Below are 14,722 nucleotides of genomic sequence, written 5' to 3'. Positions count from 1 at the left end.
TTCGAGGCCGTCGCTGCGCTTCGGCACCTCAGGATGAGGCGGAGGGTGGGATCAGCAATACGTAATCATCCCTTGTGTTTCGCGATCTGATCGCGAGCCGCTTGCAGCACCTTCTCGGGGGTGAACCCGAATTTGGTCTGGAGGTCCTTGATCGGCGCCGACGAACCGAAGGTGTGCATACCGATGATCGTGCCCGAAGAACCGGCATAACGGTCCCAGCCGATCACCGAGCCCTGCTCGACGGCTACGCGGGCGAGCACCTGCGGCGGCAGCACGGAATTCCGGTAGGCTTCGTCCTGGCGCTCGAACAGGTCCCAGGACGGCATCGAGACGACCCGCGCCTTGACGCCCTCGCCCGTCAGCGCCTCGTAGGCGCCGAGGCAGAGCTGCACTTCGCTCCCCGTTCCGATCAGGATCACCTCCGGGGTCTCGTCGCCGCCGGCCAGCACGTAGGCGCCCTTGGCGACGCCGGCCGCGCTCGCGAACTTCGAGCGGTCGAGGGTCGGAAGCGGCTGGCGGCTCAGCGCCAGTACCGCCGGCTGGTCCTTGAGCGACAAAATCACGCGGTAGGCCTCCGCCACCTCGTTGGCGTCGGCCGGCCGCAGGGTGACGAGGCCGGGGATGCAGCGGAGCGACAGGAGCTGTTCCACAGGCTGGTGGGTCGGGCCGTCCTCGCCGACGCCGATCGAATCATGCGTGAAGACATGGAAGACCGGCAGCTCCATCAGGGCCGCGAGGCGGATCGGAGGACGCATGTAATCGGCGAAGACGAGGAAGGTGGCGCCGTAGGCCCTGAGCCCGACGAGGCCGAGGCCGTTGACGATCGAGCCCATGGCATGCTCGCGCACGCCGAAATGGATGTTGCGCCCGCCCGGCTCGAAGGGCGAGAGCGTGCCGGCGCCCTCGAATTCCAGCTTGGTCTTGTTCGAGGGCGCGAGATCGGCCGATCCGCCAAGGAGATGCGGCAGGTTCTTCGCAATGGCGTTGAGGACCTTGCCGGAGGATTCGCGGGTGGCCATGCCCTTTGCATCGGCCGGGAAGACCGGGATGTCCCTGTCCCAGCCCTCGGGCAGGCCGCCATCGAGGAACGCGGCGATCTCCTCGGCGAGTGCCGGATCGGAGGCCTTGGCCTCGGCGAGAGCCTTCTCCCAATCGGCGAAGAGGGCGGCACCCCGCTCGCCGATGCCGGCCTGGAAGTTCTCGCGCACCCCGTCCGGGACGAGGAACTGCGCATCCTCCGGCCAGCCATAGGCGCGCTTGGCGCCCTTGACCTCGTCATCGCCGAGGGGGTCGGAATGGGCCTTCGAGGTGTTCTGCTTGTTCGGCGCGCCGAACCCGATGATCGAGTTGACGATGATCAGGGTCGGGCGGTCGCTCGACTGGAGGAAGGTCTCGAGGGCTCCCGAGATCGCATGGACGTCGTTGGCGTCGGCAACCCGCAGCACCTGCCAGCCATAGGCGAGGAAGCGCGTCGCCACCTCCTCCGAGAAGGCGAGCTCGGTATGGCCCTCGATGGTGATGGTGTTGTTGTCGTAGATCCAGCACAGGTTCGACAGGCGCAGGTGGCCCGCCATCGAGGCGGCCTCGGCGGCGACGCCCTCCATGAGGTCGCCGTCCGAGCAGATCGCATAGACGTTGAAGTCGAAGAGCGGCACCTCGCTCCGGTTCAGGGTCTCGCCGAGGAAGCGCGCGCCCATCGCCATGCCGACCGAGTTGGCGACGCCCTGGCCGAGGGGGCCGGTGGTGGTCTCGACGCCGGTGGTGAAGTGGTATTCGGGGTGGCCCGGCGTCTTCGAGTCGAGCTGGCGAAAGCTCTTGATGTCGTCAATCGTCACCGCCGCCTCGTTGCCGCCGTCGGTCTGGGCGACGCCTGCGAGGTGGATCAAGGCGTAGAGCAGCATCGAGGCGTGGCCGGCCGAGAGCACGAAGCGGTCGCGGTTGGGCCAATGTGGATGGGCCGGATCGTAGCGGAGATACCGGTTCCACAGGGTGTAGGCGACAGGCGCGAGCGCCATCGGCGCGCCGGCATGGCCGGAATTCGCCTTCTGCACCGCATCGATCGCCAGGGTCCGGATCGTGTCGATCGAGAGCTTGTCGATCTCGCTCAGGGTGCCCTTGGGGCTGGTATCGGCTCCGCTCATGCTCGTCTTCCTGTTGTCCGGTCAGAGGCCCCGCGACGGTCCGTCGAAACGGATCACGCCCGCGATACGCCGGCCGCTATCTCTCGTATGGCGAGGTCCCTCGCCGGAATGCCGCCCGACGCGGACGCGATGCACGCGCCGTCGCTGCGCTCCTTGGCAGGTCCTTCAGCGCGCGCATAGTTCAAGATGGTGTTCACCAGCGTGACGTGACTGAACGCCTGAGGGAAATTCCCGACGAGGCGCTTGGCTCCGACATCGTATTCCTCCGACAGCAATCCCAGATCGGTGCAGAGCCCGACGAGGCGGTCGATCATCGCCCGTGCCTCGTCGCGGCGGCCGAGGCCGATGAGGTTGTCGGCGTACCAGAAGCTGCAGGGCAGGAAAGCGCCTTCGCCGCTCGGCAAGCCATCGGTCGCCTGGTCCTCGGTGTCGTAGCGCAGCACCAGGCCGTCGCGAATCAGGCATCGGCCGATCGCCGCGACGGTGCCGACCACACGTGGGTCGTCCTGGGGCAGGAAACCCATATGGGCGATGAGGAGGACACTCGCATCGAGGCGCTTCGACCCGTAGGACTGGACGAAGCTGTCGAGCTCAGGATCGAATCCCTTCTCGCAGACCTCGGTATGGATCTCGTCGCGGATGGCGCGCCAGCGATCAACCGGAACGGGCGGCGCGGCGCCTTCCTCGAAGGAGCGGATCGCCCGGTCGAAGGCGACCCATGCCATGACCTTCGAATGGACGAAGTGGCGCCGGCCGCCTCGCACCTCCCAGATGCCCTCGTCGGGCTCGCGCCAGACTCGTTCGAGATGGCCGAGGAGCGCGAGGCCGACCCGCCAGCCGTCGCTGTCGCCGAGTAGCCCGCGCTGGCGGGCCTGATAGAGCGCGTCGAAGATCTCGCCATAGATGTCGAGCTGGAACTGTCCGATCGCCGCATTGCCGATCCTGACCGGCTTGGCGCCCTCGTAGCCTGGCAGCCAGTCGAGCTCGATCTCCGGCAGCAGTCGCTCCCCGCCGATGCCGTAGAGGATGTGGGCCTGCTCCGGGTTGCCGGCCACCGCTCGGATCAGCCAGTCGCGCCAGGCCCGCGCCTCGTCGATGTAGCCGCCATCCATCAGGGCGATCAGCGTGAAGGTCGAATCGCGAAGCCAGCAATAGCGGTAGTCCCAATTGCGCACGCCGCCGAGTTGCTCGGGCAACGACGTGGTGGGAGCCGCGACGATGCCCCCGGTGGGCTGGTAGATCAGGGCCTTGAGGGTCAGGAGCGAGCGCTGCAGGATCTCGTCCCAGGCCGTCTGGCGGGCGCATCGCCCCGACCAGTCGCGCCAGTAGCGGTCGGTCTCGTACAGCACCTTGCGCGGCTCGATCGGAGGCGGATCGTCCTCGTGGGACGGGCCGTAGCTCAACGTGAAGGCGACGCTTTCTCCCGCTGACACCGTGAAGTCCGAGAGGGTGGTCTGGCCCTCGCCGTGAAGCGGTGCCGGGGTCCGCAGCACTACCTTGTGGGGCCCGGAGATGGCGCGCAGGTCGCCGAGCTCGTTACGCGAGACCCAGGGGACGGCGAGGCCGTAATCGAACCGCACGGCGAGTCGCATCCGCATCGACACCGACCCGTGCAGGCCCTCGACGATGCGAACGAGATGCGATCCGTCATTGACCGGCATGTAGTCGGTCACGCGGACTTCGCCCGACGCGGTCTCGTAGCAGGTCTCGAGAACGAGGCTGCCTCCGCGATAGCGCCGCAGGATGGTGGCTTCACCGGCCGGCGATAGCTTCCAGAAGCCGTGATCCTCTGTGCCCAGCAGGGAGGCGAAGCAGGCGGACGAGTCGAAACGCGGCCAGCACAGCCAGTCGACGCTTCCGTCGCGACCGATCAGTGCCGCGGTGCGGCCATCGCCGACGAGGGCGTAATCCTCGATCCGTCCAGCCATTCAGAAAACCCGGTGCCGCCCGCTCCAGAGCGGGTTACCACTTCGACGCTCCACCTAGGTCGCGATCGAGGTACGGTCCAGGGCGAAGCCAGGTCAGGCCGGGATGGATTGCCGGGCGCTCAGCGGAGGCCGTCGAGTAGATCGGTGACGACCCCGCCGAGGGCGACGGCCTCGCCGCGCAGGATCGCGGCGCGCGACCCGATAACGCCGACTGTCTGGCCGACCGCGCGGATGGCGGGGGCGAAGGGCAGCGCCTGATCCGGCGCGGAACCCTCAGTGACGGATGCCTCGGCCCTCTCCACCTGTCTCGACGACGCGAAGGGATCGTCCGGCGTCGTGGAGGACGGGGCTGCAGCCAGAGGATGGGGCCGGCGCAGCACCGCCGATGCCGTCTGCGAAGGTTCGGTGCAGCGAGATCCGGTGCAGGACGGCGCGCTGCGTGCGACCCGGTGAAGGGGACGCGTCACAGGTGCCTTCGCCAAAATAACGGTATCGGCGGAGAGCGGAAATTGGTGCGCGAAGACGATCGCGGCGGGCGGGCGATGCGTCACCTCGCCCGCAAAGGCCGGTTTCGCCGTCGAGTTTGCCACTTCGGTGTCCGCGCGGGCCATTCGCGGCATCGGGGCCGAAGCCGCGACCGCCGCGGAGGCCGTGGCGGAAGGTTCCCGAAGCGGAGCTGCGGTTTCCCAGCATACGGCGCCGAGCCCGAGGATGGCGGCGAAAGCGAGGGTCGGCAGGAAAGGCAAGGCTGCGCCTGCCGTCGAAGCGCCGGCAAAATCATCGGGTTCGGAGCATAACCGGCTTTTTGCAGCCATCTTGACCTGCTCCCGCGTTGGTGGCGCCTAAAGCGCACATAGGGCATCGTTTGCGGCGGAAGCGGGGCCGTTTCCTTGCGCGACCGTAACGGTGTCGGTTAGGGACCGGTTCTCGTACCGTCGTCCAGGCACATGGCTTGCTCGGATTGCAGCGAGGGCTGGTTTCCGGCCGCATATGCTTCAACCGCCCCTGATGGGCAGCGATGACCGACATCACGCTCACCGTCGCCGTGATCGACCCGAGCCACGCCCGCGCCGCGATCCTCGAAGAGGGCTTGCGGGCGGCGGGAGTCGAGCACGTCGTCATCATCCCGGACGGGGCCGACCTACCGGCCAAGGTCGCGGCCTTGAAGCCCGACGTCGTGGTGATCCATCTGGAGAGCCCGAGCCGGGACATTCTCGAACAGATGTCGGGCCTGTCGCGCCACGTCGAGCGGCCGGTGGCGATGTTCGTCGACCGCTCGGACGTGCCGATGATGCAGGCGGCGGTGGATGCCGGGATCTCGGCCTACGTCGTCGACGGCCTGCAGCCGCAGAGGATCCGCTCGATCCTCGACATCGCGATCCTGCGCTTCAACGCCTTCGCGCGGCTGCAACGCGAATTGTCCGAGGCCCGCGAAGAGCTGGCCGACCGCAAGCTCATCGAGCGCGCCAAGGGCATCCTGATGAGCGCACGAGGGCTGAGCGAGGAGGAGGCCTACAAGATGATGCGGCGCAAAGCCATGAACGAGAAGCGCCGGATCGCGGATATCGCGCTCGCCATCGTCACCGCCGCGGACATGCTCGGATGAGGCTCCGGATCGGATACGTCCCGCTCCTCGATGCCGCCGCGCTGGTCGCCGCTGTCGAGCGGGGCTTTGCCGCCGAGGAGGGGCTGAGCCTCGATCTCGTGGCAGAGCCCTCCTGGGCGACATTGCGCGACCGGCTCGCCCTCGGCCATCTCGACGGCGCGCATATGCTGGCGCCCCTGGCCGTGGCGAGCGTGCTCGGGATCAGCGGCCTGGAGACGCCCCTGATCGTTCCGATCGCGCTCAACCTCAACGGCAACGCCATCACCGTCTCGCTCCCCATCTGGGAGGCGATGGAGCTCGCGGGCGACGAGGATGTCGCCATCGTCGCCCGGGCCTTCGCGGCGGTCGCCCGTCGCCGGGCGGGTGCGAGCCGCCCCCTCGTCATCGGCACGGTGCATCCGTTCTCGAGCCACACCTACCAGCTCAGGCGCTTCGGAGAACTCGGCGGACTCGAACTCGACGACGGCGTCCACCTGGTGGTGATCCCCCCGCCCCAGATCGCCGAGGCTCTGGAGCGCAAGCTGATCGATGGTTTCTGCGTCGGCAGCCCGTGGAACAGCGTTGCCGTCGCGGAAGGCTACGGCCGCATCGCCGTCCTCGGCAGCCAACTGATCCCCGAATGCCCGGAAAAGGTGCTGGCCTTGCCTGCCAGCGAGACGGCCGCGAGCCTTCCGCTAGTCCGCGCGCTTCATCGCGCTGGTGCCTGGTGTCAGGATCCGGCGAACCGCGGCGAGCTCGCCGGCATCCTGTCGCAACCGGATTATCTCGGCGTCGATGCGGGACTGGTTCGGCAAGCCCTCGACGGGACGCCCCTTTCCGGGCTGGAGGGATCGAAGCGTACCGATCCCCGATTCATCGTGTTCGGCGCAGATGCAGAACGCCCCGATCCAGCCCATGCGGGCTGGTGCCTCGATGCGATGCAGCGGGCGGGACAAATCGATGTCACCCAGAGCCTTCGCGATGCAGCCGCGGCGATCTACCGGCCCGATCTCTTCTCAGCCGCCCTCGACGGCCTCGTCTGAGCACTTCCCGACGCCGACGATGCCTTTTTGCACGGCACAACGGCAAACTGCCCGACTCTTGTGCAGCGCAGCGGCAGTCTCCGATCCCAGCCTTACCTGCCGGCATCGGGTTTGAGAGAGGGTAGGGCGTCCGCAAACCTCCACATGGAGTTGGCACGCGACCTGCAACGCCCCTTCCGCTCGTCAAAGGCGACGGGCGAATCCGTCGGCAGAGCCGCTGACCCAAGTCTTCCGTTGGCGCGCATCCGCAGCTGCCGACGATCGGCGCTGGGCAGCGGTTTTTGTTTGATCGGTCTCACGATGAGGAGTCAGCGGTTCGATGGGTGACGCTTTCCACAATAGCCGGCGCGATCTTCTCAAGGGTGCGGCCGCCGCGCTCTCGGTCGCAGCCGCCGCCCGCGTCGCGCTGCCCGGCGGAGCCTTCGCGCAGAGCGCCGGCCCCGAGGTCAAGGGCGCCAAGCTCGGCTTCATCGCGCTGACCGATGCCGGCCCGCTCTTCGTTGCCAAGGAGAAAGGCTTCTTTGCCAAGCACGGCATGCCCGACGTCGAGGTGCTGAAGCAGGCCTCCTGGGGCACCACCCGCGACAACCTCGTCCTGGGCTCGGAGGGCAACGGCATCGACGGCGCGCACATCCTGACGCCGATGCCCTACCTCATCACCGCCGGCCGCGTGACGCAGAACAACGTGCCCGTACCGATGCAGATCCTGGCCCGGCTCAACACCAACGGCCAGTGCATCTCGGTGGCCAAGGAGTACCTCGACCAGAAGGTCGCGCTGGACGCCAAGGTCTTCAAGGCCGCCGTCGAGAAGAAGAAGGCCGCCGGCAAGTCGGTGAAGGCCGCCATGACCTTCCCGGGCGGCACCCACGACCTCTGGATCCGCTACTGGATGGCGGCCGGCGGCATCGACCCCGACAAAGACATCGAGACCATCGTCGTGCCCCCGCCCCAGATGGTGGCGAACATGAAGGTCGGCACGATGGATTGCTTCTGCGTCGGCGAGCCGTGGAACGCGCAGCTCGTGCAGCAGGGCCTCGGCTACACGGCCCTCACCACCGGCGAGCTCTGGAAGGACCATCCCGAGAAGGCGTTCGCGATGCGGGCGAGCTGGGTCGAGAAGTACCCGAATGCCACCAAGGCGCTGCTCATGGCGGTTATCGAGGCCCAGATGTGGTGCGACAAGCCCGAGAACCGGGACGAGTTCGCCGCCATCGTCGCCAAGCGCCAGTGGATCAACATTCCGGTCGGCGATGTCGCCGGACGCATGAAGGGCACGATCGATTACGGCGATGGCCGCGTCGTCGAGAACAGCCCGTTCGTGATGAAGTTCTTCGCCGACAACGCCTCCTATCCCTATCAGTCCCACGACCTCTGGTTCCTCACCGAGGACATCCGCTGGGGCAAGTTCGACGCGCAGACCGACACCAAGGCGCTCGTCGCCAAGGTCAACCGCGAGGACCTCTGGCGCGAGGCGGCCAAGGCGCTCGGCGTCTCCGCGATCTCGGCCTCGACCTCGCGCGGCAAGGAAACGTTCTTCGACGGCAAGGTCTTCGATCCCGCCGATCCCGCCGCCTACCTCGCCAGCCTCGGCATCAAGAGGATCGCCTAATGGCCAACACCTCCTCCCTCGGCGTCACCGGCCCCGCGGTCGTAAAGGCCGCGTCGGCGCCGAAGCACCGCGCGCCCCTCGTGACCATGGCGACGATCCGCCAGATCGCCGCGAACCTGATACCGCCCGTGGTGGTGATGCTCGCCTTCCTGGTGATCTGGGAGCTGCTGTGCTCGCGTCCCGGCGCCGGCCTGCCGCCGCCCTCGCGCGTTGTCACCGAGGCCTGGGACATCATCGCCCACCCGTTCTACGACAACGGCGGCACCGACAAGGGCCTGTTCTGGCACATCGCGGCGAGCATCCAGCGCGTCGCCTTCGGCTTCGCCCTCGCCACCGTCGTGGGCATCCTCGTCGGGACGCTGATCGGCCAGTCGGACTGGGCGATGCGCGGGCTCGACCCGATCTTCCAGGTGCTGCGCACGATCCCGCCGCTCGCCTGGCTGCCACTCTCCCTGGCCGCCTTCCGCGATGGTCAGCCTAGCGCGATCTTCGTGATCTTCATCACCTCGATCTGGCCAATCATCATCAACACGGCGGTCGGCATCCGCAACATCCCGCAGGATTACCGCAACGTCTCGGCGGTGCTGCAGCTCAACCCGATCGAGTTCTTCACCAAGATCATGCTGCCTTCGGCCGCCCCCTACATCTTCACGGGGCTCCGCATCGGCGTCGGCCTGTCCTGGCTCGCCATCGTGGCGGCGGAGATGCTGATCGGGGGCGTCGGCATCGGGTTCTTCATCTGGGATGCGTGGAACTCCTCGCACATCTCCGAGATCATCGTCGCCCTCGTCTATGTCGGCATCATCGGCTTCATCCTCGACCGGTTCGTCGCCTTCATCGGCAATCTCGTGACCCGCGGCGCCGCAGCCTGAGCCCTCATGAAAGTGGGCCGGCGGCGCCCCGTCGCCGGTCCCACACCCCCGTCCTTCGAGAGAGCCAACGATGACCTATCTCAGCATCGAGAATATCGGCATCAGCTTCACCCGCAACGGCCGCACCAACGAGGTTTTGCGCGACGTCAGCGTGAAGATCGCCAAGGGCGAGTTCGTCTCGCTGATCGGCCATTCCGGCTGCGGCAAGTCGACGGTGCTGAATATCGTCGCCGGCCTGCTCAAGGCCTCAACCGGCGCGGTGCTCCTCGAGAACAAGGAAGTGAACAGCCCCGGCCCGGACCGCGCCGTGGTGTTCCAGAACCATTCGCTCCTGCCCTGGCTCACGGTGCGCGAGAACGTCTCCCTCGCCGTCGACAAGGTGATGAAGGGCAAGAAGACGAAGGCCGAGCGCAACGAGTGGATCGACCACAACCTCGCCCTCGTGAACATGACCCATGCCGCCGAGCGGCGCCCCAGCGAGATCTCGGGCGGCATGAAGCAGCGCGTCGGCATCGCCAGGGCGCTGGCCATGGAGCCGAAGGTGCTGCTCCTCGACGAACCTTTCGGCGCCCTCGACGCCCTCACCCGCGCCCATCTCCAGGATTCGCTGATGGAGATCCATGGCCGGCTCGGCAACGCCGTCATCATGATCACCCACGACGTCGACGAGGCGGTGCTGCTCTCCGACCGCATCGTGATGATGACGAACGGCCCCTCGGCCACGGTCGGCGAGATCCTCAAGGTCGATCTCGAGCGGCCGCGTCGCCGCCTCGAACTCGTCGAGGACCCGACCTATACCCATGCCCGCGCCGAGGTGCTCGAGTTCCTCTACGCCCGCCACGCCAAGCCCGCGATCGCGGCCTGAGCCTGAGAGCCGGGAGAGGGTCATGCGTGAGCGTCTCGTCGTCATCGGCAACGGCATGGCCTCCCTGCGGTTCCTGGAGCGGCTGACCGAGAGGGCGCGAGGCCTCTACGACGTCACCGTGGTCGGCGCCGAGCCGGTGGCCGCCTACAACCGTGTGCTGCTCTCGTCGCTTCTCGGCGGCGAGGTCGACGAGGCCGGCTGCGCCTTCAAGGGCCTCGACTGGTACGAAGAGCACGGCATCCGGCTCATCACCGGCGCCCCGGCGACGCTGGTCGATCGCGAGAACTCCCTTGTGGTCGTCGGCGAGACCCATGTGCTGCCCTTCGACAAGCTCGTCCTCGCCACCGGTTCGCTGCCGATCCGGTTGTCGAAGCCCGGGATGGACCTGCCGGGAATTCTCACTTTCCGCGATCTCGCCGACGTCGCCGCGATCCGCAGAGCGGCCATTACCGGAGCCAAGGCCATCGTGATCGGCGGCGGGTTGCTCGGATTGGAGGCCGCCGTCGGCCTTGCCCGGCTCGGGGTCGACACCACGCTCCTCCACGTCATGGACCGCCTGATGGAGCGCCAGCTCGACCACGCGGCCGCCGACCTCGTGAGACAAGCGATGGAGGCGCGCGGAGTGCGCGTCCTCCTCCAGGCCGACACCGCGACCGTCGAGGGCGACGGCAAGGTGGAGCGTCTCGTCCTCTCGGACGGCACCGTCCTGCCCGCCGATCTCGTCGTGATGTCGGTCGGTGTCCGGCCGAACGCGGCGCTGGCTCAGAACGCGGGCCTCGAGGTCGGCCGCGGCATCAAGGTCGACGACCGGATGCAGAGTTCCGACGACCGCATCTTCGCGCTGGGCGAATGCGCCGAGCACCGCGGCATGGTCTACGGCCTCGTCGAGCCGGCCTACGAGCAGGCCGAGACCTTGAGCCGCCACCTCATCGGCGAGGAGGCGGCTTATCTCGGTACCGCGCTCTCGACGAGCCTCAAGGTCTCGGGGCTTCCGGTCTTCTCCGCGGGCCAGATCGAGGCGCCGGACGGAGCCGAGACCGTGGTGATGTCCGACCCCGGCCTCGGCCTCTACCGCAAGCTCGTCATCGCCGAGGACAGGCTGCTCGGCGCGGTCTTCGTCGGCGACATCGCCGAGCAGGGCTGGTGCAAGAGCCTGATCCGCTCTGGCGAATCCATCGCGACTTTCCGCGACGACCTGATGTTCGGGCGCCCAGCGCCCCAGGCCCAACCCCTGGCAGCATGATGGAGGCTTCCATGGCTGACGACTTCAACGCCGAGCAGAAGCGCTACCTCGAAGGCTTCGCCTCGGGCATCGCCGCCGCCCGGCTCACCGGCGGGCTCGCCCTCGGCCAATCCGCTCCGGCCGCCGAGCCGGTGGGGCCGGACGCGATCCACATCAAGGCGCAGGAGGCCGCCGTGAAGGCCGGCGGCAAGCTCGCCGAGCAGGAAAAGTGGAAGCGCGCCGAGAACCCGTTCGACGGCCATAACCGCCTGATCAAGGAGGCGGCGGAGGGCAGGCAGCCCAAGCCCGAGGACAATTTCCGCTGGCGCTATCACGGCCTGTTCTGGCTCTCGCCGGCGAGCAGCGACTTCATGTGCCGCCTGCGCATTCCCAACGGCATCCTCCAGCATTGGCAGTTCGCCGGCATCGCCGATCTCGCCGATGCCCATGGCGGCGGCTACTCCCACGTCACCACCCGCGCCAACCTCCAGGTCCGCGAGATCAGGGTCGAGCACGGCCAGCCCTTCCTCGACGGCTTGATCGATCTCGGGCTGACCGCCCGCGGCTCGGGCGCCGACAACATCCGCAACGTCACCGGCTCGCCGGTGGCCGGCATCGACGCGCAGGAACTCCTCGACACGCGCCCGCTCGCCAGATCCTGGCACAGCTGGATCCTCAACGACCGCTCGCTCTACGGCCTGCCGCGCAAGTTCAACGTCGCCTTCGACGGCGGCGGCGTCATGCCGGTGCTGGAGGAGACCAACGATATCGGCTTCCAGGCGGTCGAGGTTCTCGAAGGCGCGGCCGTGGCGCCGGGCGTCTGGATGCGCCTCGTTCTGGGCGGCATCTCGGGCCACCGCGATCTCGCCCGCGACACCGGCGTCGTACTCAAGCCCGAGGATTGCAACAAGGTCGCCGATGCGATCCTGCGCGTCTTCATCAAGAACGGCGACCGCACCAACCGCAATAAGAGCCGGATGAAGTACGTCCTCGACGCCTGGGGCTTCGACAAGTACCTCGCCGCCGTCGAGGACGAGCTCGGCTACAAGCTGGACCGGGTCGATCCGGCCCATGTCGCCCCGCGCAAGCCCATGGAACGCTTCGCCCATGTCGGCGTGCATGCCCAGGTCCAGCCCGGTCACAACTGGGTCGGCGTGATCCTGCCCGTCGGCAAGATGACCAGCGACCAGATGCGGGGGCTCGCCAGGATTGCGTCCGAGTGCGGCGACGGCGCCATCCGCCTCACCGTCTGGCAGAACTTCCTGTTCTCCGGGGTGCCCGACGCGAAGGTGTCGGAGGTCGAGGCCCGCGTCGAGGCGCTGGGGCTGACCACGCAGGCTTCGAGCATCCGCGCCGGCCTGGTCGCCTGCACGGGCAGCCGCGGCTGCAAGTTCGCCGCCTCAGACACGAAGGGCCATGCGCTCCAGATCGCCGACTACATCGAGGCGAACCTGAAGGAGCTCGACGTGCCGGTGAACGTCCACCTCACCGGCTGCCACCATAGCTGCGCCCAGCATTACATCGGCGATATCGGGCTCATCGGCGCCAAGGTCGTCGTCTCGGAGGAGGGCGATACCGTCGAGGGCTACGACATCGTCGTCGGCGGCGGATTCGGCGACAATCCGAAGATCGGCACCGAGATCTGGAAGGCGGTCAAGGCCGAGGATTGTCCCGGCCGGATCGAGGCGCTGCTCCGCGCCTATCTCGCCAGCCGCCAGGGCATGACCGAGAGCTTCCAGGCCTTTACCGCCCGCACCGGCCCCGAATCCCTACGCAACCTTGCCGAAGAGCAACCCGTCCTGAAGGCTGCCGCATGAGCGAGCACGTCACGCCCCCCCTCATCCTTATCCCCGAGACCGCGCCGTTCTCCGCCGACCAGCGCTCCTGGCTGTCGGGCTACTTCGCCGCCCTCCTCGGCCCCGCCGTCGAGGGCGCCACGGCGCTCGCCCCGGGCGAGATGCCGGGCGGCCCGAAGCTCGCGGACAACGACGACGCGCCCTGGCACGACCCGTCGCTGCCGCTGCCCGACCGCATGGAGATGGCCAAGGACCGGACCGAGCCGCAGAAGCTGATGGCCGCCATGGCCCAGCAGGATTGCGGCCAGTGCGGCTACAATTGCGCGGACTATGCCAACGCGATCTTCCTCAAGAACGAGGAGCGCCTGAACCTCTGCCAGCCCGGCGGCAAGGACACGCTCCGGATGCTCAAGAAACTGGAGGAGGAGTTCGGCGTAAGTGGCGGTGCCGCCACGAAAAAAGCTGATGCCGGCGAGGCAGCGCCGAAGAAGGAGCCCGAGCTTGGGCCGCTTGGGCTTTGCCGCGAGAATCCGGTCGAGGCGACCTTCCTGTTCCGCCGCCGCCTCAACGCGCCGGGCGGCGAGAAGGAAACCTGGCATATCGAGATCGACCTGACAGATACGCCGATCGAATACGTGGTCGGCGATTCCCTCGGGCTGTTTCCCTCGAACGCTCCCGCCCTCGTCGACGCGGTGATCGCCGAGCTCGGCACCCGGCCCGAGAGGATGATCCGCGGCAAGACCCTGCGCCAGCGCCTGCTCACCGATTACGCCCTGGGCGGCGCGCCGGACGGCCTCTATCAGCTCCTCTCGCTCCTCACCTCGGGCGAGGCGCGCAAGAAGGCGCAGGCGCTCGCCGCCGGCGAGGACCCGGACGGCGACGCCGCCTATCTCGACGTACTCGGTGCGCTCCACAAGTTCCCGGGCGCCCGGCCCGATGCCGAAGTCTTCTTGGAAGCGCTCGACGAGTTGCAGCCGCGGCTCTACTCGATCTCGTCGAGCCCCAAGGCCGATCCTGGCCGGGTCTCTCTCACCGTCGATGCGGTCCGCTACACCCACCGCTCGCGTCTACGGCTCGGCGTCGCATCGACCCATCTGGGCGAGCGCATTTCCGAGACGACAAAGGTCAAGGTCTACCTTCAGAAGGCCCACGGCTTCGCGTTGCCGGAGGACCTGTCGAAGGACGTGATCATGTGCGGCCCCGGCACCGGCATCGCGCCGTTCCGGGCCTTCCTGCGCGAGCGCGCCGCCACCAAGGCGCCCGGCCGCAACTGGCTGTTCTACGGCCACCAGCGGCAGGCCAGCGACTTCTTCTACAAGGACGAGCTGAACCAGCTGAAGGACGACAAGGTGCTCACCCGCCTGTCGCTGGCCTGGTCCCGCGACGGCACCGAGAAGACCTACGTCCAGGACCGCATGCGCGAGAACGGCGCCGAGCTGTGGAAGTGGCTCGAGGAGGGCGCGCATTTCTACGTCTGCGGCGATGCCAAGCGCATGGCCAAGGACGTCGAGCGCGCGATCATCGACGTCGCCGCGGCCCATGGCGGCAAGAACCCCGACGAGGCGGTCGCCTATCTCGGCCACCTCAAGAAGACCGGGCGCTATCAGGCCGACGTGTACTAGCCCCTGACCCTCCCCCCTCTTCGGGGGAGGGATCAGAAA

11 protein-coding genes are annotated in these 14,722 nt (G+C 67.7%); 8 read left to right on the top strand and 3 right to left on the bottom strand.

The window, feature by feature from the left end:
• Positions 1–65 precede the first annotated feature (65 nt).
• From tkt to K2Y56_RS09015, 3 genes are all read right to left on the bottom strand, one after another.
• Complete coding sequence (gene tkt, locus K2Y56_RS09025) at positions 66–2,141, bottom strand: transketolase (protein WP_292507039.1); 2,076 nt, start codon at positions 2,139–2,141, stop codon at positions 66–68.
• 53 nt (positions 2,142–2,194) lie between these two features.
• Positions 2,195–4,069, bottom strand: coding sequence for a glycoside hydrolase family 15 protein (locus K2Y56_RS09020; protein ID WP_292507038.1), 1,875 nt, complete (start codon positions 4,067–4,069; stop codon positions 2,195–2,197).
• A gap of 119 nt (positions 4,070–4,188) precedes the next feature.
• Positions 4,189–4,680 (bottom strand): hypothetical protein, encoded by a 492-nt coding sequence (locus K2Y56_RS09015; protein ID WP_292507037.1) that lies wholly within the window; start codon positions 4,678–4,680, stop codon positions 4,189–4,191.
• A 407-nt stretch (positions 4,681–5,087) separates the two neighbouring features.
• On the opposite strand from K2Y56_RS09015, the gene K2Y56_RS09010 reads away from it, so the two are divergent.
• The 8 genes from K2Y56_RS09010 (at position 5,088) to K2Y56_RS08975 (ending at position 14,683) form a co-directional block, all read left to right on the top strand.
• Positions 5,088–5,675, top strand: coding sequence for an ANTAR domain-containing protein (locus K2Y56_RS09010; protein ID WP_292507036.1), 588 nt, complete (start codon positions 5,088–5,090; stop codon positions 5,673–5,675).
• Positions 5,672–6,697, top strand: a complete 1,026-nt coding sequence (locus K2Y56_RS09005) for a CmpA/NrtA family ABC transporter substrate-binding protein (protein WP_292507035.1) — start codon at positions 5,672–5,674, stop codon at positions 6,695–6,697. The genes K2Y56_RS09010 and K2Y56_RS09005 overlap by 4 nt, the downstream gene beginning before the upstream one ends.
• A 319-nt stretch (positions 6,698–7,016) precedes the next feature.
• Positions 7,017–8,306 (top strand): CmpA/NrtA family ABC transporter substrate-binding protein, encoded by a 1,290-nt coding sequence (locus K2Y56_RS09000; RefSeq protein ID WP_292507034.1) that lies wholly within the window; start codon positions 7,017–7,019, stop codon positions 8,304–8,306.
• Entirely contained in the window at positions 8,306–9,178 is an 873-nt protein-coding gene (gene ntrB, locus K2Y56_RS08995) for a nitrate ABC transporter permease (protein WP_292507033.1), read from the top strand. The genes K2Y56_RS09000 and ntrB overlap by 1 nt, the downstream gene beginning before the upstream one ends.
• A gap of 70 nt (positions 9,179–9,248) precedes the next feature.
• Entirely contained in the window at positions 9,249–10,043 is a 795-nt protein-coding gene (locus K2Y56_RS08990) for an ABC transporter ATP-binding protein (RefSeq protein WP_292507032.1), read from the top strand.
• 22 nt (positions 10,044–10,065) lie between these two features.
• On the top strand, positions 10,066–11,286 hold the full coding sequence (locus tag K2Y56_RS08985; RefSeq protein ID WP_292507031.1) for an FAD-dependent oxidoreductase: 1,221 nt from the start codon (positions 10,066–10,068) through the stop codon (positions 11,284–11,286).
• Between the two features lie 11 nt (positions 11,287–11,297).
• Positions 11,298–13,082, top strand: a complete 1,785-nt coding sequence (locus K2Y56_RS08980) for a NirA family protein (protein WP_292507030.1) — start codon at positions 11,298–11,300, stop codon at positions 13,080–13,082.
• Entirely contained in the window at positions 13,079–14,683 is a 1,605-nt protein-coding gene (locus K2Y56_RS08975; protein WP_292507029.1) for a sulfite reductase subunit alpha, read from the top strand. Before K2Y56_RS08980 ends, K2Y56_RS08975 begins: the two co-directional genes overlap by 4 nt.
• Positions 14,684–14,722: the final 39 nt, after the last annotated feature.

This window comes from Methylobacterium sp., from assembly GCF_019745455.1.
Lineage (GTDB): Bacteria > Pseudomonadota > Alphaproteobacteria > Rhizobiales > Beijerinckiaceae > Methylobacterium.
This window is presented reverse-complemented; position numbering and strand designations above follow the sequence as displayed.